Here is a 21,874-nt window from a genome sequence, read left to right as displayed (position 1 = left end):
CTGCGGAGCACAAATCCGCGGGTCCTCGACCAACGCCCAATGATGGACACTGCAGAGAGGAAACGCGTTGATCGCGCTTGCGCTCCCGGCCCAAGATTCAGGAGAGTTCAATCCTCCTGGAATTGAAGAAATGCACCTGCCGGCAATCCTGCCGTGGGGGGTGGCTGACGGATTCTCCAAGCAGATGCTGCTCGTAATCCTGTCGGTCGTCATTATCGCCACATTCTTTCTGCTAGCTGCGCGGAAGCAGCAGCTTGTTCCCGGCAAGCTCCAGTTCGCTGGTGAAATGGCTTATGGCTTTGTCCGAAACGGCATTGCAAAAGACATTATCGGCGGCAAAGACTTCATGAAGTATGTCCCGCTGTTGTTCAGCCTTTTCTTCTTCATTCTGGTGAACAACATCTACGGCGCCATTCCCGTGATCCAGCTCCCGAGCTTCTCGCACGTTGGCGGCGCCTATGTCCTCGCCGGCATTGTATACGTCACCTGGATTGCCATCGGCATCAAGAAGAACGGCCTGAAATACTTCAAGCTGGCCACCGTGCCGTCCGGCGTCCCGGTGTACATTCTCCCGATTGTGATCCCGATCGAGATCATCTCGAACTTCCTGGTCCGGCCGGTCACACACAGCCTCCGTCTTTTCGCCACCATGCTGGCAGGACACCTGATCGTCATGATCGCCGGTTCGGGCATTGAGTTCCTCGTGATGCAGGAGAACATCCTGCTCAAGGGAACCTCCCTTCTGGTCATCGCCGGCGCCGTCGCCATGTACATGCTGGAAGCGCTGATCATGGCCCTGCAGGCCTACGTCTTCACGCTGCTGACCGCCATTTACATCGAAGGCGCACTGCACGCGGACAGCCACTAGGCACCCACACACTTCCCCTCACGGGGATGAAGCAAACCAAACAACCTGCCACACGGGTGGCATCTTGAAAGGAAGAAAAATGGAAGGCTCCATTAACGGCTCCCTCAACCTCATCGGCTACGGTCTCTCCGCCATCGGCGGTGGTATCGGTGTTGGTCTCGTGTTCGCCGCTTACATCAACGGCGTAGCACGTCAGCCGGAAGCCCAGCGCGTCCTGCAGCCGATCGCATTCCTCGGCCTTGCGCTGACTGAAGCCCTCGCCATCCTCGGCCTGGTCTTCGCTTTCGTTCTCTAGTCTGACTTCAGAACCAAGCGAACATCCAGAACCGAGTAGATAAGGACGGGTGAATTATGAACCAGGTGATCATCTCAGCCGCCACAGAGGGCGAGACTAACCCACTGGTACCCAACGTCTGGGAAATGGGCGTTGTCCTTGCGGGCTTTGCTGTCCTCATGTTCATCGTGGTCAAGTTCGTTGTCCCGATGTTCGAGAAGACGTTTGCAGAGCGCGCAGAGGCGATCGAAGGCGGCATTGCCAAGGCTGAAAAGGCCCAGGCAGAAGCATCAGCCGCCCTCGAAGAGTACAAGCAGCAGCTCGCGGACGCCCGCGCGGAAGCTAACCGCATCCGCGAGGAAGCCCGTGCTGAAGGCGCCCAGATCCTTGCAGATCTGAAGGAAAAGGCCGCCTCTGAGTCTGCCCGCATCACGGCCCAGGCACATGTGCAGATCGAATCGGAGCGCCAGGCCGCAGTTGTGTCCCTGCGCTCCGAGGTAGGCACGCTGGCCACCACGCTGGCAGGCCGCATCGTTGGCGAAGCACTCAACGACGACGAGCGTTCTGCCCGTGTGGTTGACCGCTTCCTGGCAGATCTGGAGAACCAGAACGCAGGTGCAGCTAAGTAATGTCAGGTGTATCGAGCGAATCGCTGACCACGGCGCTGACCCAACTGGAAGCAAAGCTTCCGTTGGCCTCGCTGCAGTTGGCTAAGGAACTCTTCGGAATCCTGGGAACGGTGGACAGCTCGGCTGGTTTGCGCCGCGCCCTGACTGACCCGTCCCGCACCGGTGACGAAAAGTCGGCGCTGGTCAAGCAGCTTGTTGGCGGAAAAGTCTCCGCTGAGGCTGCGGACATCGCGGGCGGACTGGCCAGTTCACGCTGGGCATCGGCCCGAGATATCGGCGATGCACTCGAGACGCTTGCCGCAACGGTGGTCATTGCCGTTGCTGAAAACAAGTCGGCCGTTTCTGCCTCCGGAATCTCTGGGCTGGAAGAGCTGGAGAACGATCTGTTCTCCTTCAACCAGGCCGTGGCCTCCAACCATGAGGTACAACGTGCTCTGTCGGAGCCGCAGGCCAGTGCTGCAGCGAAGATCGGGTTGGCGCAGAAGCTGCAGCCCGGCGCAGGCGAGGAAGCAAAAGCCCTCATTGGGCAGGCAGTTTCCCAGCCGCGCGGCATCAAGCCAACGAGGCTCGTAGCCCGGTTCGCCGAGCTTGCAGCCAAACGGCAGCAGCGCTGGATTGCAACGGTCAGCGTCACCCGTCCCTTGACGGAGACGCAGTTCGGCCGCCTCCGGGCAGGGCTTAATTCCCTGTACGGTCGCGAGCTCAAGATCAACATCACCGTTGATCCTGAACTGATCGGCGGAATCCGTGTCCAGGTGGGTGACGAAGTGCTTGACGCTTCGGTTATCACCCGGCTGGGACAGCTTCACCGCCAACTGGCCGGTTAGCCGGACAAGCACAACTTAACGAAACGAAACCCCGGTCATCGTGAGCAACGATGATCACGAAAACAGGAGAGCAGGGACTGCAGATGGCCGAATTGACCATCAACGCCGACGACGTCCGTAATGCGTTGAACGAGTTCGCGGCGTCCTACGAACCCGGAAACGCAGAGCGCGTAGAGGTTGGCCGTGTAACAACCGCAGGTGACGGCATCGCCCGTGTTGAGGGCCTTCCCTCGGTCATGGCGAACGAGCTGCTTCGCTTTGAAGACGGCACCCTGGGCCTGGCCCAGAACCTTGACGTCCGCGAGATCGGTGTCATCGTACTCGGTGACTTCACCGGAATCGAAGAGGGCCAGGAAGTCCACCGCACGGGTCAGGTTCTGTCCGTACCGGTAGGCGACGCCTTCCTCGGCCGTGTGGTTGACCCCCTGGGCCAGCCCATCGACGACCTCGGCGAGATCAAGGCCGAAACCACCCGTGCACTGGAACTCCAGGCGCCCGGCGTGACCCAGCGTAAGTCGGTCCACGAGCCGATGCAGACCGGTCTGAAGGCTATCGACGCCATGATCCCGATCGGCCGCGGTCAGCGTCAGCTGATCATCGGTGACCGCCAGACCGGCAAGTCGGCTATCGCCATCGACACCATCATCAACCAGAAGGCCAACTGGGCTTCCGGCGATGTGACCAAGCAGGTGCGTTGCATCTACGTGGCAATCGGTCAGAAGGCATCCACCATTGCGGCTGTCCGTCAGACACTTGAGGACAACGGCGCACTGGAATACACCACCATTGTGGCTTCCCCCGCGTCTGACCCCGCAGGCTTCAAGTACCTGGCACCGTACGCCGGTTCGGCCATCGGCCAGCACTGGATGTACGGCGGCAAGCACGTCCTCATCGTGTTTGATGACCTCTCCAAGCAGGCCGAGGCCTACCGTGCAGTTTCACTGCTGCTGCGGCGCCCGCCGGGACGCGAAGCCTACCCGGGCGACGTCTTCTACTTGCACTCCCGTCTGCTGGAGCGTTGTGCCAAGCTCTCCGACGAGCTCGGTGCCGGCTCGATGACCGGCCTGCCGCTCATCGAAACCAAGGCAAACGACGTCTCTGCCTACATCCCGACCAACGTGATCTCCATTACCGATGGCCAGATCTTCCTGCAGTCGGACCTCTTCAACGCCAACCAGCGTCCGGCCGTCGACGTGGGTGTCTCTGTCTCCCGCGTTGGTGGTGCTGCGCAGGTCAAGTCCATGAAGAAGGTCTCCGGTACTTTGAAGCTGGAACTCGCGCAGTACCGCGACATGCAGGCTTTCGCCATGTTCGCATCGGACCTCGATGCCGCATCGCGCCAGCAGCTGACCCGCGGCGCCCGCCTGATGGAACTGCTCAAGCAGGGCCAGTACTCACCGTTCCCGATCGAGAACCAGGTTGTGTCCATCTGGGCCGGTACCAACGGCCACCTCGACGAGGTTCCGGTTGAGGACATCAACCGCTTTGAGACCGAATTCCTGGAGCACCTCAAGCACAAGTCCTCCATCCTGACCACGCTGGCGCAGACCAACGTTATGGACGATGACACCGCTGAAGCACTGAAGACCGCGATTGTGAGCTTCAAAAAGGGCTTCTTCGGTGAGGGTGACAACCGCCTGGTAGGCGCCGGCCACGAGGAGCACGAAGCTATCTCGGAAGCCGATGTAGACCAGGAAAAGATCGTCAAGCAGAAGCGCTAGTTTCGCTGGCAGGGACTGCCGGAACCCTGAGGTTCCGGCAGTCCCGGCCATCGGGATCTTAGGAAAGGAAAAGTATGGGAGCCCAGATTCGGGTCTACCGCCAGAAGATCAGCTCGACCACGTCGATGCGCAAGATCTTCAAGGCGATGGAACTGATCGCTACCTCGCGCATTGGCAAGGCCCGCGCACGCGTAGCGGCTTCACTGCCTTACGCAAACGCGATTACGCGTGCCGTTTCTGCTGTCGCAAGCCAGAGCGAAATCGACCACCCGCTGGTCACCGAGCCGGCGCAAATCCGCCGGGCGGCTGTCCTGGTCATCAGTGCAGACCGCGGCCTTGCAGGATCATACTCGGCGACTGTGCTTAAACAGGCGGTTGGTCTCACCGAGCTGCTCCACGAGGAGGGCAAAGAAGTCAAGACGTACGTGATGGGCCGCAAGGCACAGGCGTACTTCGACTTCCGTAACCTTTCTTACGAGCGCGTGTGGACCGGCAACACTGATGCGCCGGAGTTTGGGACTGCACGTGAGGTTGGCGCGGCATTGCTCGAAGCCTTCGCGACAGACTACGAAGAGGGTGGTGTCGATGAGATCCATGTCGTGTACACCCGCTTCAAGTCCATGGTGACGCAGGAGCCGACGGTTATCCGTCTGCTTCCGCTCGAGGTTGTCGAAGAGCAGGCCGCGTCCGAGTCGGACCTCCTGCCGCTCTACGAATTCGAGCCGGAAGCGGAGCAGGTTCTTGATGCCCTTCTCCCGCGCTACATCGAGTCACGCATTTTCGCCGCCATGTTGCAGGCAGCAGCTTCCGAGCTTGCAGCCCGCCAGCGGGCCATGAAGTCCGCCGGTGACAACGCCACGGACCTCATCAAGAAGTACACGCGTCTGCGCAACACTGCCCGTCAGGCTGAAATTACGCAGGAGCTTTCCGAAATTGTTGCCGGTGCCGACGCCTTGAACGCGTCTTAGCCTGCACGGTCCGGTCCAGCTGTACCTGCACTAAAGAACAAACTTAAACCCCACGCCATCTACTGAGTGAAGTGAGAGAGATGACTGCCACTGCTACCGAACACGTAGCCGCAACGTCCGGTGCCACCGGCCGTATTGCACGTGTTATTGGCCCGGTTGTCGACGTCGAATTCCCGGCTGACGCAATCCCCTCGATTTACAACGCCCTCACCACGGAGATTACCCTCAACGGTGAGACCAAGACCATCACGTTTGAGGTTGCCCTGCACCTGGGTGACAACCTCATCCGCGCCATCTCACTGCAGGCTACCGACGGACTCGTCCGCGGCACCAACGTAGTGGACACCGGTTCTCCGATCACCGTGCCTGTGGGCGACGGCGTCAAGGGCCACATCTTCAACGTCCTCGGCAAGCCGCTGGACGTTGACGAGTCTGAGATCCAGGCTGCGGACTACTGGCCGATCCACCGCAAGGCTCCTGCCTTTGCGACGCTTGAAGGCTCCACCGAGATGCTGGAAACCGGCATCAAGGTCATCGACCTCCTCACCCCGTACATCAAGGGTGGAAAGATTGGCCTGTTCGGCGGCGCCGGCGTGGGCAAGACGGTTCTGATCCAGGAAATGATCACCCGTGTGGCCCGTAACTTCGGTGGTACCTCGGTATTCGCCGGTGTTGGCGAGCGTACCCGTGAAGGCAACGACCTCTGGGTTGAAATGGAAGAGGCAGGGGTCCTCAAGGACACCGCCCTTGTATTCGGCCAGATGGATGAGCCGCCGGGAACGCGGTTGAGGGTCGCCCTGTCTGCGCTCACAATGGCGGAGTACTTCCGCGATGTGCAGAACCAGGACGTGCTGCTCTTCATTGACAACATCTTCCGCTTCACCCAGGCAGGCTCCGAGGTTTCCACCCTCCTCGGCCGCATGCCGTCGGCCGTGGGCTACCAGCCCAACCTGGCTGACGAGATGGGTCTCCTTCAGGAGCGCATCACGTCCACCAAGGGCCACTCGATCACCTCGATGCAGGCCATCTACGTTCCCGCAGATGACTACACTGACCCGGCCCCGGCCACGACCTTCGCACACCTGGATGCAACCACGGAACTTTCCCGTGAAATTGCTTCCCGTGGTCTGTACCCGGCCGTTGACCCGCTGACGTCGACGTCCCGCATCCTGGACCCGCAGTACATCGGTCAGGACCACTACAACACGGCTGTCCGTGTGAAGCAGATTCTGCAGAAGAACAAGGAACTCCAGGACATCATCGCCATCCTCGGTGTTGACGAACTGTCGGAAGAGGACAAGATCGTCGTGTCGCGTGCACGCCGTATCCAGCAGTTCCTCTCCCAGAACACCTACACCGCCAAGCAGTTCACCGGCGTCGAAGGCTCCACCGTTACCATCAAGGACACGGTTGAAGGCTTCACCGCTATCTGCGACGGCGACCTTGACCACGTTGCAGAACAGGCGTTCTTCAACGTCGGCGGCCTGGACGATGTTGAGCGCCAGTGGGCCAAGATCCAGGAACAGACCAAGTAATATGGCTGAGCTTGAGGTTGAGATTGTCGCAGCGGATCACTTCGTGTGGTCCGGAGCGGCCAAGATGGTCAAGGCCCGCACCAGTGATGGTGAGATCGGAATCCTGCCCGGCCACTCGCCCCTGCTGGCGATCCTGGCCGAAGGTGAACTGGCCATTGAGCCGGTTTCCGGGAACCGCATTGCCGTGGCTGTTGACGGCGGATTCTTCTCCGTCGACAACAACCGCGTGGTGATTGTTGCTGACAACGCCCAACTGGGTGACGCGGCTACTGCTGGGATCCGCTAGCACGACCCTGATGGACGCTCCGACTTTTACGTTCATCGCCTTGGCAATCGTTTTCGGATTGCTGATTTTCGCACTGTGCCTTTCAGGGGTGCGCCGCTTCAATCTGCGGCGCGCCCTTGGCACAGTGGACGCCTCCATTTGCATCGCTGGAAACAGCTGGCAGATGGGGGTTTGTCGTTATCAGGACAACGACCTTGAATGGTTCCGCCTGCTGTCCCTGAGTGTGCGTCCCAAACACAAGTTCAAACGCAGCTCCCTGGAGCTGCTGGGTCGCCGCAAACCCACCGAGGCCGAAGCCGTGAAGGTCCAGCCCGACGTTGTGATTGTTGAGCTGCGGTACGAAGGCCAGGATCTGCGGCTGGCTATGAAATTCGATGCCTACACGGGGCTGTCCTCCTGGCTTGAAGCCGGGCCGGTCATCGGCGTGGGTACCTGGCGCTAGCCACGTGGACTGGGTTGCTGATATCCCGTTGACCGACGGGCCGGTGTACTGGGCCGTCTGGGTCCTTGGGGCCGCCGCCGCGCTGTCCCTGATCTGGCCCCCGCGCGCCCTGGGCCGCCGCCGTTGGTTCCTCAGCGTTGCCGCCGCGGTTGCCGCCGCCGCCGCCGTGGTGCTCCTGATCCATTGGGTCCTCATCTATTGGGCCTCAACCTTCCCCGAAGAACTGCCGTTCGACGTCCTGGCGTGGATGGTTCCGGCCGTGGCCGCCCTCCTGCTGGTGGGGCTCCGGCTCCCTCCGGCGTCGTGGCGCCGCCGTGGGCTGGATGTGCTCGCCCTCCTGGCCGTGGTGCTGCTGGCCGCGGTGCAGATCAACGCGTATTTCGGCCTCAACCGGACAGTTGCGGACCTGACGGGAACGGCGCTGACCCGTATCCCAGCCTTGGAACAGGAGCTGATGCGCCAGCCGGACAGTCCGGCCACGCCTCTGGACGGATGGAAACCCGCCAATGAGCTCCCTGCCGGTGGCATTGTTCGCACCGCCGCCATTGCAGGAACGTCCTCGGGCCTCCAGACACGCGACTCGTACATCTACCTGCCGCCGGCCTACTTTGCTTCAAACCGTCCCCGCCTTCCGGTGCTGGTTCTGGTGCCGGGCCAGCCCGGCGGCCCAGCCGACTGGTTGACTGGCGGGTCGCTCCCGGCACGCATGGATACTTTCGCCGCCCGGCACGGGGGAGTGGCGCCTGTTGTTGTGGTGGTTGATCCCAACGGCAGCCAGTCAGCGAACAATCTCTGCATGGACAGCGCCATCGCCAAGGCAGACACCTACCTCGCGGTGGACGTGCCGGCATGGATCTCGGAAACGTTGGACGTGGACCCCGACCACCGGCAATGGGCCATGGGCGGTTTCAGTTTTGGGGCCACATGTGCGGTTCAGATGGCCACCCGCCACCCGGAGCTGTACACGGGTGTTCTCGCCTTTTCCAGCGAGAGCGAGCCTGCGCTGGCCAAGGAACGCCAGAAAACGGTTGACGCAGCTTTCCACGGCGGCACCGCCGCCTTTGATGCCCAGGTGCCGCTGACGCTGTTGAAGGAGCGGGAATATTCTGGCAGCGTGGCGTATTTCGCGGCCGGGGCCACCGATCCGGAGTTTGTGGCAAATCTGCGGACCCTGGAGGCGGCGGCCCGCGGGGCAGGTTTCACGGTGGGCTCGGACGTGGTGGCGCACACCGGCCATTCGTGGGACGTGCTGACTCCCGGCATGGACAATGGGCTTGAGCTGCTGGCCGCACACTGGGGGTGGGCCAAATGAGGGAAGCTGGCGAAACCCGTGCGCCGGCCCTGCTCTGGTCAACCGTTGTGCTTCCGGCCGGCCGAAGAATGTGGAGCTTCCTTCGGTCAGTGCCACTGACGCTCAGTATCCTCGGGATTTTCCTGTTGGTCGGAGCGGTAACCGGCAGCTTCCTCAGCGGGCCGCCGGAGGATCTTCTTCCCCTCGCAGGTGTCAGCGCCCCTGGCTTGAAGGCCGGCAACTGGTGGGCCCTGGTGACGTCACTGTTCTTTGCGACCAACCCGCTGGCTTACCTGGTGGCGTCCCTGATGATCCTGCTGCTGCTGGGCCTGGCCGAGAGGAACCTTGGGACTCTTCAGACGGCAGCGTTTTTCCTCGGTGGCCAGTTTGCAGCTGTCACCGTCTTCCTGCTGCTGACCCAGGTTGCGCGCTACGCGGGAGACGGCTGGCTGGGGCTGATGGCGGACAACAGCCTGATCGGACCCTACGCCGCTATCCTGGCCGCTTCCCTCGCCGCGAGCGGCAGGGTTCCTGTTCTATGGCGGCGCCGGTTGCGGACGACGCTGCTCTCGGTGTCGCTCCTGCTGGTTCTGTACGTGGGGCATGCCGAGACCGTCATCGGCCTGGTAGGTGCAGCGGTGGGTCTCGCAGCCACCTGGTGGAACCAAGGCGACCACGGCCAGATTCACCCGCCCCGCTCGAGCGGCAGAGAAACCAGGAACCTCCTCGCCCTGACGGTGGGCGTGTTCGCCGTGGGCCCCATCCTTACCGCCGTTGCCCGGACGCCCACCGGCCCGCTGGCGCTGCTCCGGGACGTGGTGCTGAACCCCATGCCCACACTGGGCCAGCTCGAAGCAAACTGCGGAGCAACAGTGGAGGCATCCTGCCTGGAGGTGGGGCGGACGGGGTTCGCCGGACCCTTTGGCCTCGCCCTGGCAGTAGTCCCGGTGGTGCTGCTCCTCATCTGTGCTGACGGAATGCGCCGGGGCCGCCGAATGGCACTGCGCATCACGTTGGCCCTCCAGGTGGCGGTCACGGCGATGGCCGCCGTCTACCTGGCCCTCTTCGCGCTGATCCCGCACTATCCCGCCCGTCCGCATACTGCCGCCATGGGTTCGGGTTTTGCCCACATCCTGCCTTTGGTGATCGTCCCGTTGCTGCTGGCCTTCCTGCTCTGGGTTAACCGCCGCCAGTTCCGCGTCGAGACCATCCCTGCCGCCCGCCGTCGGCTCTTGGCAGTGGTAGGTGGCATGTGGATCCTGCTGGCCGGGAGCTACACCCTGGCCTGGTTTGCCGCGGGGGGAATGACGCGCGACGGCGGCCTGCTGGGCTTGCTGGCCGAATTGTCCAGGCAGTATCTGCCGGTTCCACTTCCGAATCTCTACCACCGGGTTTTTGCTGAACGGAACGGCCTCGAGTCCCTGATTTTTGCCTACTCCGGACCGGTCTTCTGGCTTGTTGCATTGGCCGGCGTCTGGTCCGTGCTCCTGGGCCGGCACCATGGCAGCGATTCGGGCCACGACGACAGGGCCGCAGCGCGGAAGCTGTTGCACGAGGGCGGCGATTCACTGTCGTGGATGGCACTCTGGGAGCCCAACCGGTACTGGTTCAGCCCGGATGGACGCGGCGCCGTCGCCTACCAGTTGCACGGCAGTGTTGCACTGACGCTAGCGGGCCCCTTCGGCGCGGCCGACTGCCGTCAGCGGACCGCCGAAGGGTTTCTATCCTACTGCGGCAGCCGCGCGCTCATCCCGGCCTTCTACTCATGCGATGACACGCTGTGGCCCCTCCTGCAGGACCGGGGCTTCAAGCGCGTGTCCGTGGCGCAGGAGACCAGGCTGTCCGTCCGGCAACTCGAATTCACGGGCAAGGAATGGCAGAACGTGCGGACTGCGCGGAACCGCGCCGCCAAGTTGGGCGTCAAAGCCGTCTGGGGTACCTACCACGGCCTTCCGTCCGCCCTTCGTGCCCGTCTCAGCGAGGTGTCGGAGGAATGGGCGGCAGGAAAATCAGTTCCGGAAATGGGATTCACGCTCGGCGGCATGGATGAGCTGATGGACGACGAAGTGCTGTGCTGCCTGGCCGTGGACGGCGACGGCCACGTACACGGGGTCACCAGCTGGTTGCCCGTTTACGACGCCGGGACACTGGTCAGCCGCACGCTGGACGTTATGCGCCGGGGCGCCGACGGATTTCCCGGGGTGATGGAGTTCCTGATTGCTTCGGCGGTCCTGGAGTTGCGCGAATCCGTGGAGGTCATCTCGCTCTCCGGGTCCCCGCTCGCCAGCCTGCCCGACGACGACACACAGGGAGAGCCGGTGCAGGCCGAAAACCTCGTCCGAATTCTCGATGTGGTGGGCCACGCCCTCGAACCGGTCTACGGATTCCGGTCCTTGGCGGCCTTCAAATCACGCTTCAAACCCGAGTATCGGGCGCTTTACCTGTATTACCAGGATCCTTTGCAGTTGCCGGCGATCGGGCGGGCGCTCACCCGGGCCTATTTGCCCGGCCTTTCGCTGCAGCAGGGGGCACGGCTGGTCCGGGGCCTGGTGGGCCAAAGAAGTTGACACAATAGGAAGCGGCCCTAAAGATTTGTGACTGGAAAGTCACGGTGGATAAAGACGCGGTGGACTAGGTCACAGTGGACAAGAAAAGATCCCCGGCACGGATACCGGGGATCTTTTCTTCGCTGGAAGCCGCGCAGATGGCGGCCGCGGGCGGGGGACTAGACCAGCGTTACGCCGGTAGCCTGGGGGCCCTTGGCACCCTGCCCGATTTCGAACTGAACGCGCTGGTTCTCGTCGAGGGTCTTGAAGCCACCGGTCTGGATTTCCGAGTAGTGAACGAAGACATCGCCATCGGAGTCATCCGGGGTGATGAAGCCGAAGCCCTTTTCAGCGTTGAACCACTTGACGGTTCCCTGTGCCATTTATTTCTCCTCATTATGGAACTTGTCTAAGTCCGGCACACCTCGTGCCGGACTCGGTCACTCTGCGAGAAGAATCCTTCAATGCCGTTCCTGGGAACATGCGCTGCAGGAGCTTCGCGCTCGCAACATGTCTTGCGAGCATGAAAAACACCTACACAAAGACTGACCTAAGAATTTCACGCCGATTCCGTCAGGTCAACGGTCTGAACGGCAAATTTTGCATAATAAACGGATGCATCCCCTTGTCAGGGGCCGAAGGCCGTCACCGGTGCGGATACCCGGCGTCAGAAGAGCCGGGAGTCAGTGTCGTCCACACCGCGCATGGCATCGTAGTCCAGCGTGATGCAGTCGATGCCGCGGTCGTTTGCCAGCACCTTGGCCTGCGGCTTGATCTGCTGGGCAGCGAAGATGCCACGGACCGGCGCCAGCAGCGGGTCGCGGTTCAGGAGTTCAAGGTAGCGGGTGAGCTGCTCCACGCCGTCAATGTCGCCCCGCCGCTTCAGCTCGATGGCCACCGTGGCCCCGCTGGCGTCGCGGGCCAGGATGTCCACAGGGCCTATGGCGGTGAAGTATTCTCGGCGAATGAGCGAAAAGCCTGAGCCCAGGGTCTCAATCTGATCGGCGAGCAGGCGCTGGAGGTCAGCTTCGACGCCGTCCTTGATCAGGCCGGGGTCCACCCCCAGATCGTGGGAGGACTCGTGCAGCTGCTCGTGGATGTTGATGATCAGGCGGTCATCAGTCTTGGCGGACTGGACTGTCCACTGTTCCGTGACGCCAACTTCCAGGTCAACGTCCGCCGGCGAGGACACCCGCAGGGTTGCGGGGGGGCTCATCCAGTTCAGCGGCTTGTAGGAGCCGCCGTCGGAATGGACTAGCACCGAGCCGTCGGCCTTGACCAGCAGGAGCCTGGTGGCAAGGGGGAGATGGGCTTTGAGCCGGCCAACATAATCAACTGAACATCGGGCTATGACAAGTCGCACGCCGTACACACTACCGGGGCTGGGGCAGAATGGAGGCATGCCACGTTCCAACCGTCCCCGCAGACCTGCCTCCGGAAAGCCGGGCGTAGCTGCCGTAAAGCCGGCCGGGAAGAAGGGCAACGGCGACGTTCCTGAGCTGGATTTGGAGCGGGCGCGTGCTGGAATCGCCCGGCGGGAAAACGCGCCCGACGGCGAGTGGATGGTCAGGACCATGACCGCCAGGAACGCGGAAAAGACCTATATTTGCCCCGGCTGCTCCACCGCGGTTGTCCCCGGCATCGCCCACCTGGTGGTGTGGAAGGACGACCATATGTTCGGTGCGGCCGCCGGCCTGGCTGAACGCCGCCACTGGCACACGAACTGCTGGCTGTCGCGGACCTACCGTTACCGCTGATGTTCGGCGCTCGGGAGAATCCGCCTTAACGAGCCGGAACACCGCACCTGCCGGTCGCCGGGAGTCGCTAAGCTGGCAGGCATGACTTTTGATCCGGCGTCGTACGAATTCAGCCAGCCAACAGGTCCCGCACCCATCCGCGCGTCAACGGTGCTGCCGGCCCGGCGCGAGAACATCGAGCTCCGCACCGAGGATGGCCACATGCTGGTGGGGGAACTGGCGCTGCCCGAGTCCGGCCAGATCACCGCGACGCTGATCACGCTGCATCCGCTTCCGACCCACGGCGGGTTCATGGACTCGCATGTCTATCGCAAGGCGTCGTACCGGCTTCCTGCCCTGGCCGGAGTGGCTGTGCTTCGCTTCAACACCCGCGGGACGGGTTCGCCGCGGGGAATCAGCGCAGGTTCCTTCGAAGAGGGGGTCGGCGAGCGGCAGGACGTTGAGGCGGCGGTGCGTTTCGCCGTCGAGCGCCAACTGCCCAACCGCTGGCTGGTGGGATGGTCCTTCGGCACCGAGCTGGCGCTGATGTACGGGGCGGTTGAGCCGGTGGCTAGCCAGGTTGAAGGTGCCGTCCTGCTGTCGCCTCCGCTGCACCGAGCCACCGACGCCCACCTGCGCCTCTGGGCGGACTCCGCCAAGCCGCTCACCGTGCTTGTGCCGGAGCATGACGACTACCTCCAGCCCGCGGCCGCCACTGAACGCTTTAGCCTGGTGCCGCAGGCCCGGGTGGTGGGGGTGGACGGCGCCAAGCACCTTTGGGTGGGGGAGAAGTACGCTTCCCGCGTACTCAATGAAATCGTGGATGAGGTGACGGAAGCAGGCTCCGGACCCGAAGGCCTGCCGCAGGTGTGGAACGGTCCGGTGGCTACCTCGGCCGCCTAGTGCCTGCCCGTTAGTGCTTGTCCTGGCGGACGATGTAGATCTCCTTGACCAGCAGCAGGATGGCGGCCGCTGTGGGGATGGCGATCAGCGCGCCCAGGACTCCCAGCAGGCTGCCGCCGGCAATCACGGAGATCACGGCAACGGCCCCCGGCACGGCTACAGCTTTCTGCATGATGCGCGGGGAGATGAAGTACGCCTCGAACTGGAGGTAGGCGAAGTAGCAGATGCCATAGACGGCGGCGGTCTGCCAGCCTTCCGACAGCGATACCAGCAGGACCACGATGCCGGCGATCATGCCGCCCACGAGGGGGATGAACGCCAGCAGTGCCACCACGAAGGCCAGCAAAAGGGCGAACGGGACACCCACAATGGACATCACGATGAACGCAAACGTGGCGTTGAGCAGTGCCACGCAGGCCTGCCCGATCACGTAGTTGCCTACAGACCGGGTGATCTCCTCCGAGAGGGCCTCCACCCGGGCCCGGCGTGACCGGGGCGCCAGTCGGTAGCCCCACTTCTTCATGGCCGGAAGGGCTGCCAGGAAGTAGAGGCTCAGGACGAGGACGATCAACGTGCCGAAGAGACCGTTGGCCAGGGTGGAACCGAAGCCCACCACCCCACCGAAGATTCCGCCCATCGCTTCGGGGTTGTTGACGAATTTGTCGAGTTCCTCGTTGATGCGATCCCGCACACCAAACTGGTCGTCCACGTTGCGGAAGAATTCAGAGTCGATGAAGTCCCGCACCCAGCCGGGTGCCTGCACCACAATTTGGGTGACCTGTTCCACGATCGTTGGGATGAGGGTGGCGAAGAACCCTGCCACGGCTCCCACCAGGACCACGACGGCCAGAAGAATGCCGGCCGGCCGGGGAATCCGGCGGTTCTCCAGCCAGCCGACCACTGGTTCCAGGCCTAGGGCAATGAACAGGGCAGCCACAATCCACAACAGTAGCTGCGTGGTGTTGGAGCCGATCCAATAGACCAGCAGGGCAAGGCCCACCCCTACAGTGCCCATGAACCCCATATAGAGGGGATGCTGCATCGACATCCGGGGACCAGGCCGGCCAAACTGCGCCGCAGTCTCGCCGTCCTCGGTGGCGGCCGGTTCTCCCGTGTGGTTGTACTCCGGCGGGATCTCAAACCGGAGCCTGGGCTGGGCGCCCGGCAGCGGCTGGCGCAGGCGCCGCACAAGCTGGCCAAGGGCGGCAGCCGCGGAGCCCCGCAGCCTCGCCGTCGCAGGCCTTTCCGGCGAGGATTCCAAAGCGCCAGCGGCCGGTTGATTTTCGTGTCCCGTGGAGGACTCTTCCGTCTTGTCAGTCACTGGATTGTTGGGCCTGTTCCGTGCGTGGCGCCGCATTTGCGGGCCGATGTGATGATCATCGCAAACACTATCAGCAGCCTTGCGAACAGGCGTGAGGGCGCCCGCCCGACGGTCCTGGCGCCGCTGTTTCCGGACTCCGCCAGCGGCCAAACGGGGTTCTGGTAACAAAACGGTTACTATTGAAAGTAAACCCCCGCGAATGATAGGTGTTTCCTTTGCGCTTCAAGACTGCAGTTGCACTCGTGCTGCTCGGCCTCCTGACACTTCTGGCCGGTATAGGCCAGAAGACAATTTGGGCTCCCTCCGAGACCTTCACGGCTTCCGCCCCGGCAGATGCCGCGGAGGCGCCACTGACCGTCATCGACCAGAAGCTGCGTACCGCGCATGGTGGAACAGTGAAGATCAAGATCGAAGGCGACGGCAACTTCCTGCTCGCAGCCGGCCGGCCTGACGACGTGGACGCCTGGGTGGGCCCGACGGCCCACAACACCATCACGGGGGTTTCCAAGGACAACAAAACCCTGCAGGTTGAGCACGCCGACGGCGACGCCACGGCGCCGAATCCGTCCGGATCCGACCTCTGGGTGGCCACCGAAAACGCGAGCGGCGAGTTGGAGTACTCATGGACGCCCCCCGCTGACGGCGAATGGTCGCTGCTGCTGGCGTCCGATGGCACCAATCCCGCACCGTCGTCGATCTCCATGACGTTCCCGAATGACACCTCCACCCCGTGGGCCATCCCGCTGATGGTGATTGGCGGCCTCCTGATCCTCGCCGGCATCGCCTTGGTGGTCCTGTCCGCACGCAAGCGCGACGGCGAAGGCAATGGCAAGGGAAGCCTGTTCGCCCGGCGTGCCCGGGCCAAGGCTGAGGCCAAGTCTTCCTCACGGCTCGGCATGGTTTCCGGCGGCATGGTCACCGCCGCAGTGACCGCCATTGTTGTGGCCGGCACGGGTGTTGCTGCCAACGCGGCCACCACCCCCGCCCCGGCCCCCGCCACCGAATCAACGTCGCCGGAGACCGCCCAGGCAGCCGCGCCGGTCCTCCTCGACGCCCAGTTCCGCAGGATCCTGGAGCAGGTCTCCAGCGCCGCTGACGCCGGTGACGCCGCGAAGGACGGAGCCAAGCTCGCCGAGCGAGTCGCCGGGACGGAGCTTGAGGTCCGTACCCAGAACTACAAGATCCGTTCCCAGGTGGGCACCTATGAAGCCCGGATGCCCGTCCGTTCCACCAAGCTCCTTACCACGGTGGTCACCAGCGACCGCAGCTGGCCCCGTTCTGTCCTCGCAGTCACGCAGGGTGACGGCAACGTCGTCCCGCAGCTGCTCACCCTGGTCCAGCCCTCGCCCCGGGAGAACTACAAGCTCACCGAGACCACCCCGCTGCAGCCGGGAACCACGTTCCCCGCCATCAGCCGGGGCGGCACCGACACGCTGGCCGCCAACGACAAATCTGGCCTGCTGTACAGCGGCGAAGAAGCCTTGGCCGGGCTGGCCGACCGCCTGACCAATGCAGAGTCGAGCTTCAAGGACAAGGTGGTGGAGGGGGCATCCTCGCCGTACATCGCCGACACGCTCTCCTACCAGGCCGAGGTGGTGAAGTCTGGCGAAAACGGCACCTTCTCCTTCACCCACAAGGTGGTGCCGGAAAGTACTGTTGTGTTCCGGACGGCCGACGGCGGGGCGCTGGTGCTGGGCCGGATCAACTTCGGCTTTGATGGCACGCCGAAAGCCTCCGGTGACAAACTCACCATCGGCGACGACGCCGCGGCGCTCGCAGGCGGCAAGGAAACCACCACCGGCATGGTGCTGAACTTTGCTGAATCAATGGCGGTTTACGTCCCACCGGCAGGTTCGACGGATCCCATCAAGCTGGTGGCCGCAACACGCGGGCTGGTAGGCGCAAGCTTCAAATAGGTCCGCAGGGTCCAGTCCCCTGATGCAGTACCCCCGGCAGCGGCCGGAGTGGCTAGAGTGGAAAGCATGAGTTCGCCAGCTTCCCGCCCAGTCCCTCCAGCCGCTGCCAGCCTGCTTAACCTGCGTGGCGCCGTCGACCTTTCATCCCTGAAACAGCGCCAGGCACCTCCTGCGGCTCCCGGCAATCCGCCGGGTCCCGGGGATGCAGGTGTCCGCGCAGGAGCAGGTGCGGGAACGCCCGACGACGGCGCGGCGCCGCTGCGGGTCACCGTCACAGAAGGCAACTTCCAGGAACTTGTGGAGCTTTCCGCTCAGGTACCGGTGGTCTTCGCGCTGTGGGCGTCGTACTCGCCGGAATCTGCCGCGATGCTTGACTCGCTGGAGCGGGTCATCAACAGCTACGGCGGCCGCCTGGTACTGGGGGCGGCTGACATCGAGGCCTTCCCGCAGCTGGCACAGGCCTTCCAGGTCCAGGCCGTCCCCACCGCCGTCGCTGTCCTCAAGGGCCAGCCCGTACCGCTCTTCCAGGGCGGCGCCGAAGAAGCCCAGATCCGGCCGCTCCTGGATGAACTGCTGAAAGTGGCGGCGGCCAACGGTGTCACGGGCAGTCTCGGCGGGGGCGGTACGCCGCCGGAAACGGAACCGGCACTCCTTCCGCCGCTGCACCAGGCTGCCTTCGACGCCATTGAAGCAGGCGACTACGAGGCAGCAGCCGTGGCCTACCGTCAGGCCTTGCTGGAAATGCCCGCCGACGCGGAGGCCAAGGCAGGCCTGGCCCAGGTGGAGCTGATGGCCCGGATTCAGCCGCTCTCCGCCGCGGACTCTGAAGCGTTGCGTACGCTCGCCGCCAACGAACCTGACAATTTGGCCGCCCAGCTGGGCGTGGCGGACTTGGACGTTTCCGGCGGCCACGTGGAGGACGCGCTGAACCGCGTGGTCAGCTTCATCGGCCGGAACTTCGGCCCGGAACGGGAGACCGCCCGCGTACGGCTCCTGGAGCTCTTCGACGTGGTGGGCACGTCCGACCCCCGGGTGGCCAAGGCACGCCAAGGACTCGCCAGAGTCCTGTTCTAGTGCCCGCACTGTTCCAGCCGCTCAAGCTCCGTTCCCTGGAGCTCACGCACCGCGGCTGGGTCTCACCCATGTGCCAGTACAGTTGCGGTCCCGACGGCGCCCCGGGGGTTCCGAACGACTGGCACCTGATGCATCTGGGCTCCTTCGCCGCGGGCGGCGCAGCGTTGATCCTCACCGAGGCGGCCGCCGTGAAAGCGGCCGGCAGGATCAGCCCCCGCGACGCCGGGCTGTACAACGATGCACAGGCCGAGGCCTGGCAGCGGATCACGTCCTTTGTACACCGGCATGGTGCCGCGGAAGCGAAGATCGGCGCCCAGCTTGCCCACGCGGGCCGGAAAGCGTCCACCTACTGGCCGTTCGCCGGGCAGCGGGGGAGCGTCCTGGAGTCCGACGGCGGCTGGCCCACGGTGGGTCCATCAAGGCTTGCCTTCGACGGCTATGCCGAACCCGCCGCAATGACCGAGGCGCAGATCCAGGACGTCATTGCCGACTTCGCGGCGGCCGCAGTGCGTGCCGTGGACGCCGGCTTCGACACCGTGGAGATCCATGGCGCGCACGGCTACCTCCTGCACCAGTTCCAAAGCCCGCTGATCAATACCCGGACCGATTCCTGGGGCGGGGACGAAGCCGGCCGGAACCGGCTGGTGCTCGCCGTTGTTGATGCCGTCCGCAACGTCATCCCCGAATCCATGCCCCTGCTGCTGCGGATTTCGGCCACCGACTGGGCGCCGGGCGGCGTCGATGTCCAGGCTTCGGTCCGGCTGGCCGCACAGGCGGCGGAGCGCGGGGTGGACCTCATCGACGTCTCCAGCGGAGGGGCCGTGGCCCATCAGGACATCAAGCCGGGTCCGGGCTATCAAACGGAGTTCTCCTCAAGTATCCGCCGGGAAGCCGAGGTCCCCACGGGCACCGTTGGCCTGCTGACCTGCGCGGACCAGGCGGAGCATGCCGTGGCAACCGGGCAGGCCGACGGCGTGTTTATTGCCCGGGCCGCGCTCCGGGATCCGCACTGGTGGCTCCGGGCGGCGTTTGAACTTGGGCATGACCTCCCATGGGCGCCGCAGTACGAACGGGCCATGCCGCGGCATTCGTTCTAGGCTTCCCTACGCCTCTGGCCCTACTCCTGCGGGAGGACCCCTCCGGCAGGGCCCTGGGTCTAGGCTGGCATCATGACTGCTCCGCATCCTGATCCCCACTCTGATTCGGTGGCGCACGCCGGGCCCGTTCCTGCCCTGTCCATCCGCGGGCTGGCAAAGCGTTTCGGCGGAAAAATCGCCGTGGACGGCATCAGCCTCGACGTCCCGGCGGGTTCATTCTTTGGCATTGTGGGCCCCAACGGCGCAGGCAAGACCACAACGTTGTCCATGGCCACCGGCCTGCTGCGGCCGGACTTCGGCACAGCCGTTGTCCACGGAGTGGACGTCTGGGCCAGGCCGCTGGAGGGCAAGAAGTTGATGGGCATCCTCCCTGACGGTGTCCGCCTCTTTGACCGGCTCACCGGCGAACAGCTGGTCACCTACGCGGGGCTTCTGCGTGGCATGGACAAAGACGTGGTGGCCTCCCGCGTGGGGGAGCTGTTGTCGGCCCTGGACCTCAATCAGGACGCCGGGACCCTCGTGGTGGACTATTCGGCTGGCATGACAAAAAAGATCGCCCTGGCGTCGGCCCTGATCCACGCCCCGCGGCTGCTGGTGCTCGATGAACCCTTCGAGTCCGTGGATCCCGTCTCGGCGGCCAACATCCGGTCCATCCTGGACAGTTACGTAGCCTCCGGCGGGACGGTGATCGTCTCGAGCCACGTTATGGACCTGGTCCAGCGTATGTGCGACCACGTCGCGGTAGTGGCGGCCGGAAGGCTCCTCGCTGCCGGGACCGTGGACGAAGTTCGCGCCGGGGCATCGCTGGAAGAAAGGTTCGTCCAGCTAGTCGGCGGACGCAACCACACGGAAGGCCTGGAATGGTTGCGCACCTCCTAAGGCTCAAGCTGACCCTGCTGCGGAACGGCCTTCGCCGCAGCCCCTGGCAGCTCGTGGGCCTGGCGTTCGGCGGTCTCTATGCGCTCGGAATCGTGGGTGCGCTGGTCGTGGCCCTGGTGATGCTGAGACAGGAAAACAACGAGCTGGCATACACGGCCGTAGTGCTCGGCGGTTCAGCGGCCATCCTGGGCTGGGGGATCATCCCGGTGGCGGTTTCGGCCACCGACATGACCCTCGATCCCGCCCGCTTCACCACGTTTGCGGTCCCCATGCGGCAGCTCCTGACCGGCCTGGCCTTGGGCGGCCTGATCGGAATTCCTGGGGTGGCCACGTCGCTCGTAGCACTGTCCACCGTGGGCACGTGGGCGCGCGGCTTCGTTCCTGCCGTGGCCGCGTTGTTGGGAGCATCCCTCGGTGTCCTGACGTGCATTGTGCTGGCCAAAGTGGTCACCACCGCCACGGCCAGCCTGGCGGCGTCGCGGCGCTTCAAGGACGTCAGCGGCGTTGTCTTTATGATTCCGTTGATCCTGATGGGCCCCATCGTGGCAGGAGTGTCGCAGGGGATCTCAGCGTCCGCCGGGTTCCTGCCTGACTTTGCCCGGACTCTCGCCTGGACGCCGCTCGGTGCTGCCTGGTCCCTGGGTGGAGACGTCGACGCCGGACGGCCCGGCGAGGCCGCCGTGAAGCTGTTCATTTCGCTGCTTACCCTCGCGGGACTCGCCTGGTGCTGGAAAGTCCTCCTGGAACGTGCCCTGGTTAACCCTCCGTATGCGGGGAGCGGGAGCCGCAAGGGCGGCAAGCTGGGGCTGTTCGCGCTCCTACCCGCAACGCCGACCGGTGCCGTCACAGCGCGTGCCCTGACCTACTGGCTGCGGGATCCCCGTTACGGCGGATCGCTCATTGTGATTCCGCTGCTGGCGGTGGTGATGTTCTTCCAGGCGAGCCAGGGGGACAGCTTCGGAATCCTCGCGATGCTGGGCCCATTGACCGCTTTCCTCATGGCCTGGTCGATCTCCGCCGACATCTCCTACGACAGCACCGCGTTCGCTCTCCACCTTGCCACCGGCGTGCGGGGTGTCCCGGACCGGCTGGGCCGGGCCATGGCGTGCCTGATTCTCGCCGTCCCGGTGGTGCTGGCCTTTTCCGTGGTGCCGTTTATGTTCACCGGCAGCTGGGAATGGCTGCCCGGAGTACTGGGACTGTCGGTGGGAATTCTCCTGACCGGCCTTGGCCTCTCGTCGGTGGTATCGGCGCGGTACAACGTCGCAGTGCCACTGCCCGGAGACAGCCCTTTCAAGAAGCCGCCCGGCAACGTCGGCCAGACCATGGCCGTGCAGTTCGGCGGCATAGGTGTCCTGTCCATCCTGGTGCTTCCGGAAGTCGGGTTGATCATTGCCCAAAGCGTGACGGGAAATCCCGTCTTCGGGTGGCTGAACCTTGCGCTGGGCCTGATCCTGGGACTGGTACTTTTTGTGGTGGGCATCAGGATCGGTGGCCGCTGGCTGGAGGCCCGTGGCCCGGAAATGCTGGCCCAACTGAACGTCAACCGCTGATTCCGTAA

21 protein-coding genes are annotated in these 21,874 nt (G+C 63.9%); 18 read left to right on the top strand and 3 right to left on the bottom strand.

Annotation, left to right across the window (positions count from 1 at the left end; translation table 11 throughout):
• Window positions 1–67 precede the first annotated feature (67 nt).
• The 11 genes from atpB (at window position 68) to ACZYZ4_RS05625 (ending at window position 11,408) form a co-directional block, all read left to right on the top strand.
• A complete protein-coding gene (gene atpB / locus ACZYZ4_RS05675; RefSeq protein ID WP_056349417.1) occupies window positions 68–868 on the top strand; it encodes a F0F1 ATP synthase subunit A in 801 nt (266 codons plus the stop codon).
• Between the two features lie 79 nt (window positions 869–947).
• Window positions 948–1,163 (top strand): ATP synthase F0 subunit C, encoded by a 216-nt coding sequence (atpE, locus tag ACZYZ4_RS05670; RefSeq protein ID WP_282328946.1) that lies wholly within the window; start codon window positions 948–950, stop codon window positions 1,161–1,163.
• Window positions 1,164–1,219: 56 nt separating this feature from the next.
• Window positions 1,220–1,771, top strand: a complete 552-nt coding sequence (locus tag ACZYZ4_RS05665; protein ID WP_463858951.1) for a F0F1 ATP synthase subunit B — start codon at window positions 1,220–1,222, stop codon at window positions 1,769–1,771.
• Window positions 1,771–2,598 carry a F0F1 ATP synthase subunit delta gene (locus ACZYZ4_RS05660; RefSeq protein WP_463858949.1) on the top strand — a complete coding sequence of 276 codons (828 nt, stop codon included), beginning with the start codon at window positions 1,771–1,773 and terminating at the stop codon, window positions 2,596–2,598. Before ACZYZ4_RS05665 ends, ACZYZ4_RS05660 begins: the two co-directional genes overlap by 1 nt.
• Window positions 2,599–2,681: 83 nt before the next feature.
• Window positions 2,682–4,319, top strand: coding sequence for a F0F1 ATP synthase subunit alpha (gene atpA / locus ACZYZ4_RS05655; protein WP_463859097.1), 1,638 nt, complete (start codon window positions 2,682–2,684; stop codon window positions 4,317–4,319).
• A gap of 74 nt (window positions 4,320–4,393) precedes the next feature.
• Window positions 4,394–5,287, top strand: a complete 894-nt coding sequence (locus tag ACZYZ4_RS05650; RefSeq protein WP_463858948.1) for a F0F1 ATP synthase subunit gamma — start codon at window positions 4,394–4,396, stop codon at window positions 5,285–5,287.
• 80 nt (window positions 5,288–5,367) lie between these two features.
• On the top strand, window positions 5,368–6,822 hold the full coding sequence (atpD, locus tag ACZYZ4_RS05645; RefSeq protein ID WP_463858946.1) for a F0F1 ATP synthase subunit beta: 1,455 nt from the start codon (window positions 5,368–5,370) through the stop codon (window positions 6,820–6,822).
• A gap of 1 nt (window position 6,823) precedes the next feature.
• Window positions 6,824–7,108 carry a F0F1 ATP synthase subunit epsilon gene (locus ACZYZ4_RS05640; RefSeq protein WP_056349400.1) on the top strand — a complete coding sequence of 95 codons (285 nt, stop codon included), beginning with the start codon at window positions 6,824–6,826 and terminating at the stop codon, window positions 7,106–7,108.
• Window positions 7,109–7,118: 10 nt separating this feature from the next.
• Window positions 7,119–7,550, top strand: coding sequence for a DUF2550 domain-containing protein (locus ACZYZ4_RS05635; RefSeq protein ID WP_185260918.1), 432 nt, complete (start codon window positions 7,119–7,121; stop codon window positions 7,548–7,550).
• 4 nt (window positions 7,551–7,554) lie between these two features.
• Complete coding sequence (locus ACZYZ4_RS05630) at window positions 7,555–8,862, top strand: alpha/beta hydrolase (RefSeq protein WP_463858943.1); 1,308 nt, start codon at window positions 7,555–7,557, stop codon at window positions 8,860–8,862.
• A complete protein-coding gene (locus ACZYZ4_RS05625; RefSeq protein ID WP_463858941.1) occupies window positions 8,859–11,408 on the top strand; it encodes a bifunctional lysylphosphatidylglycerol flippase/synthetase MprF in 2,550 nt (849 codons plus the stop codon). Before ACZYZ4_RS05630 ends, ACZYZ4_RS05625 begins: the two co-directional genes overlap by 4 nt.
• Window positions 11,409–11,566: 158 nt before the next feature.
• On the opposite strand, the gene ACZYZ4_RS05620 is transcribed toward ACZYZ4_RS05625, so the two are convergent.
• Both ACZYZ4_RS05620 and nucS read right to left on the bottom strand, forming a co-directional pair.
• Window positions 11,567–11,770 (bottom strand): cold-shock protein, encoded by a 204-nt coding sequence (locus tag ACZYZ4_RS05620; RefSeq protein WP_011692441.1) that lies wholly within the window; start codon window positions 11,768–11,770, stop codon window positions 11,567–11,569.
• A 284-nt stretch (window positions 11,771–12,054) separates the two neighbouring features.
• On the bottom strand, window positions 12,055–12,750 hold the full coding sequence (gene nucS, locus ACZYZ4_RS05615) for an endonuclease NucS (RefSeq protein WP_463858939.1): 696 nt from the start codon (window positions 12,748–12,750) through the stop codon (window positions 12,055–12,057).
• Window positions 12,751–12,787: 37 nt separating this feature from the next.
• On the opposite strand from nucS, the gene ACZYZ4_RS05610 reads away from it, so the two are divergent.
• Both ACZYZ4_RS05610 and ACZYZ4_RS05605 read left to right on the top strand, forming a co-directional pair.
• The gene (locus ACZYZ4_RS05610; RefSeq protein WP_463858937.1) at window positions 12,788–13,144 is read left to right on the top strand and encodes an Rv1322 family protein; all 357 of its coding nucleotides are present in this window, start codon (window positions 12,788–12,790) and stop codon (window positions 13,142–13,144) included.
• Window positions 13,145–13,225: 81 nt separating this feature from the next.
• Window positions 13,226–14,026 (top strand): alpha/beta hydrolase, encoded by an 801-nt coding sequence (locus ACZYZ4_RS05605; protein ID WP_463858935.1) that lies wholly within the window; start codon window positions 13,226–13,228, stop codon window positions 14,024–14,026.
• Window positions 14,027–14,036: 10 nt separating this feature from the next.
• On the opposite strand, the gene ACZYZ4_RS05600 is transcribed toward ACZYZ4_RS05605, so the two are convergent.
• Window positions 14,037–15,347 carry an AI-2E family transporter gene (locus tag ACZYZ4_RS05600; protein ID WP_463858933.1) on the bottom strand — a complete coding sequence of 437 codons (1,311 nt, stop codon included), beginning with the start codon at window positions 15,345–15,347 and terminating at the stop codon, window positions 14,037–14,039.
• A 215-nt stretch (window positions 15,348–15,562) separates the two neighbouring features.
• On the opposite strand from ACZYZ4_RS05600, the gene ACZYZ4_RS05595 reads away from it, so the two are divergent.
• From ACZYZ4_RS05595 to ACZYZ4_RS05575, 5 genes are all read left to right on the top strand, one after another.
• The gene (locus ACZYZ4_RS05595) at window positions 15,563–17,263 is read left to right on the top strand and encodes a DUF8094 domain-containing protein (protein WP_463858932.1); all 1,701 of its coding nucleotides are present in this window, start codon (window positions 15,563–15,565) and stop codon (window positions 17,261–17,263) included.
• A gap of 66 nt (window positions 17,264–17,329) precedes the next feature.
• Window positions 17,330–18,337, top strand: coding sequence for a tetratricopeptide repeat protein (locus ACZYZ4_RS05590; protein ID WP_463858930.1), 1,008 nt, complete (start codon window positions 17,330–17,332; stop codon window positions 18,335–18,337).
• Window positions 18,337–19,434, top strand: coding sequence for an NADH:flavin oxidoreductase/NADH oxidase (locus ACZYZ4_RS05585; protein WP_463858928.1), 1,098 nt, complete (start codon window positions 18,337–18,339; stop codon window positions 19,432–19,434). Before ACZYZ4_RS05590 ends, ACZYZ4_RS05585 begins: the two co-directional genes overlap by 1 nt.
• Before the next feature lie 72 nt (window positions 19,435–19,506).
• Window positions 19,507–20,313, top strand: coding sequence for an ABC transporter ATP-binding protein (locus tag ACZYZ4_RS05580; protein WP_463858926.1), 807 nt, complete (start codon window positions 19,507–19,509; stop codon window positions 20,311–20,313).
• The gene (locus ACZYZ4_RS05575) at window positions 20,295–21,866 is read left to right on the top strand and encodes a transporter (protein WP_463858924.1); all 1,572 of its coding nucleotides are present in this window, start codon (window positions 20,295–20,297) and stop codon (window positions 21,864–21,866) included. The genes ACZYZ4_RS05580 and ACZYZ4_RS05575 overlap by 19 nt, the downstream gene beginning before the upstream one ends.
• Window positions 21,867–21,874 lie beyond the last annotated feature (8 nt).

The organism is Pseudarthrobacter adonitolis (assembly GCF_055412845.1).
The sequence above is the reverse complement of the archived record's forward strand: the minus strand, read 5'-3'. Positions and strand labels throughout refer to the sequence as shown.

Coding starts and splice junctions, on each gene's coding strand:
- atpD (WP_463858946.1), top strand. CDS start 5,368: ATGACTGCCACTGCTACCGAACACGTAGCCGCAACGTCCGGTGCCACC.
- ACZYZ4_RS05575 (WP_463858924.1), top strand. CDS start 20,295: ATGGTTGCGCACCTCCTAAGGCTCAAGCTGACCCTGCTGCGGAACGGC.
- ACZYZ4_RS05620 (WP_011692441.1), bottom strand. CDS start 11,770: ATGGCACAGGGAACCGTCAAGTGGTTCAACGCTGAAAAGGGCTTCGGC.
- atpA (WP_463859097.1), top strand. CDS start 2,682: ATGGCCGAATTGACCATCAACGCCGACGACGTCCGTAATGCGTTGAAC.
- ACZYZ4_RS05610 (WP_463858937.1), top strand. CDS start 12,788: ATGCCACGTTCCAACCGTCCCCGCAGACCTGCCTCCGGAAAGCCGGGC.
- atpE (WP_282328946.1), top strand. CDS start 948: ATGGAAGGCTCCATTAACGGCTCCCTCAACCTCATCGGCTACGGTCTC.
- ACZYZ4_RS05665 (WP_463858951.1), top strand. CDS start 1,220: ATGAACCAGGTGATCATCTCAGCCGCCACAGAGGGCGAGACTAACCCA.
- ACZYZ4_RS05625 (WP_463858941.1), top strand. CDS start 8,859: ATGAGGGAAGCTGGCGAAACCCGTGCGCCGGCCCTGCTCTGGTCAACC.
- ACZYZ4_RS05640 (WP_056349400.1), top strand. CDS start 6,824: ATGGCTGAGCTTGAGGTTGAGATTGTCGCAGCGGATCACTTCGTGTGG.
- ACZYZ4_RS05605 (WP_463858935.1), top strand. CDS start 13,226: ATGACTTTTGATCCGGCGTCGTACGAATTCAGCCAGCCAACAGGTCCC.
- ACZYZ4_RS05580 (WP_463858926.1), top strand. CDS start 19,507: ATGACTGCTCCGCATCCTGATCCCCACTCTGATTCGGTGGCGCACGCC.
- ACZYZ4_RS05650 (WP_463858948.1), top strand. CDS start 4,394: ATGGGAGCCCAGATTCGGGTCTACCGCCAGAAGATCAGCTCGACCACG.
- ACZYZ4_RS05590 (WP_463858930.1), top strand. CDS start 17,330: ATGAGTTCGCCAGCTTCCCGCCCAGTCCCTCCAGCCGCTGCCAGCCTG.
- ACZYZ4_RS05660 (WP_463858949.1), top strand. CDS start 1,771: ATGTCAGGTGTATCGAGCGAATCGCTGACCACGGCGCTGACCCAACTG.
- ACZYZ4_RS05635 (WP_185260918.1), top strand. CDS start 7,119: ATGGACGCTCCGACTTTTACGTTCATCGCCTTGGCAATCGTTTTCGGA.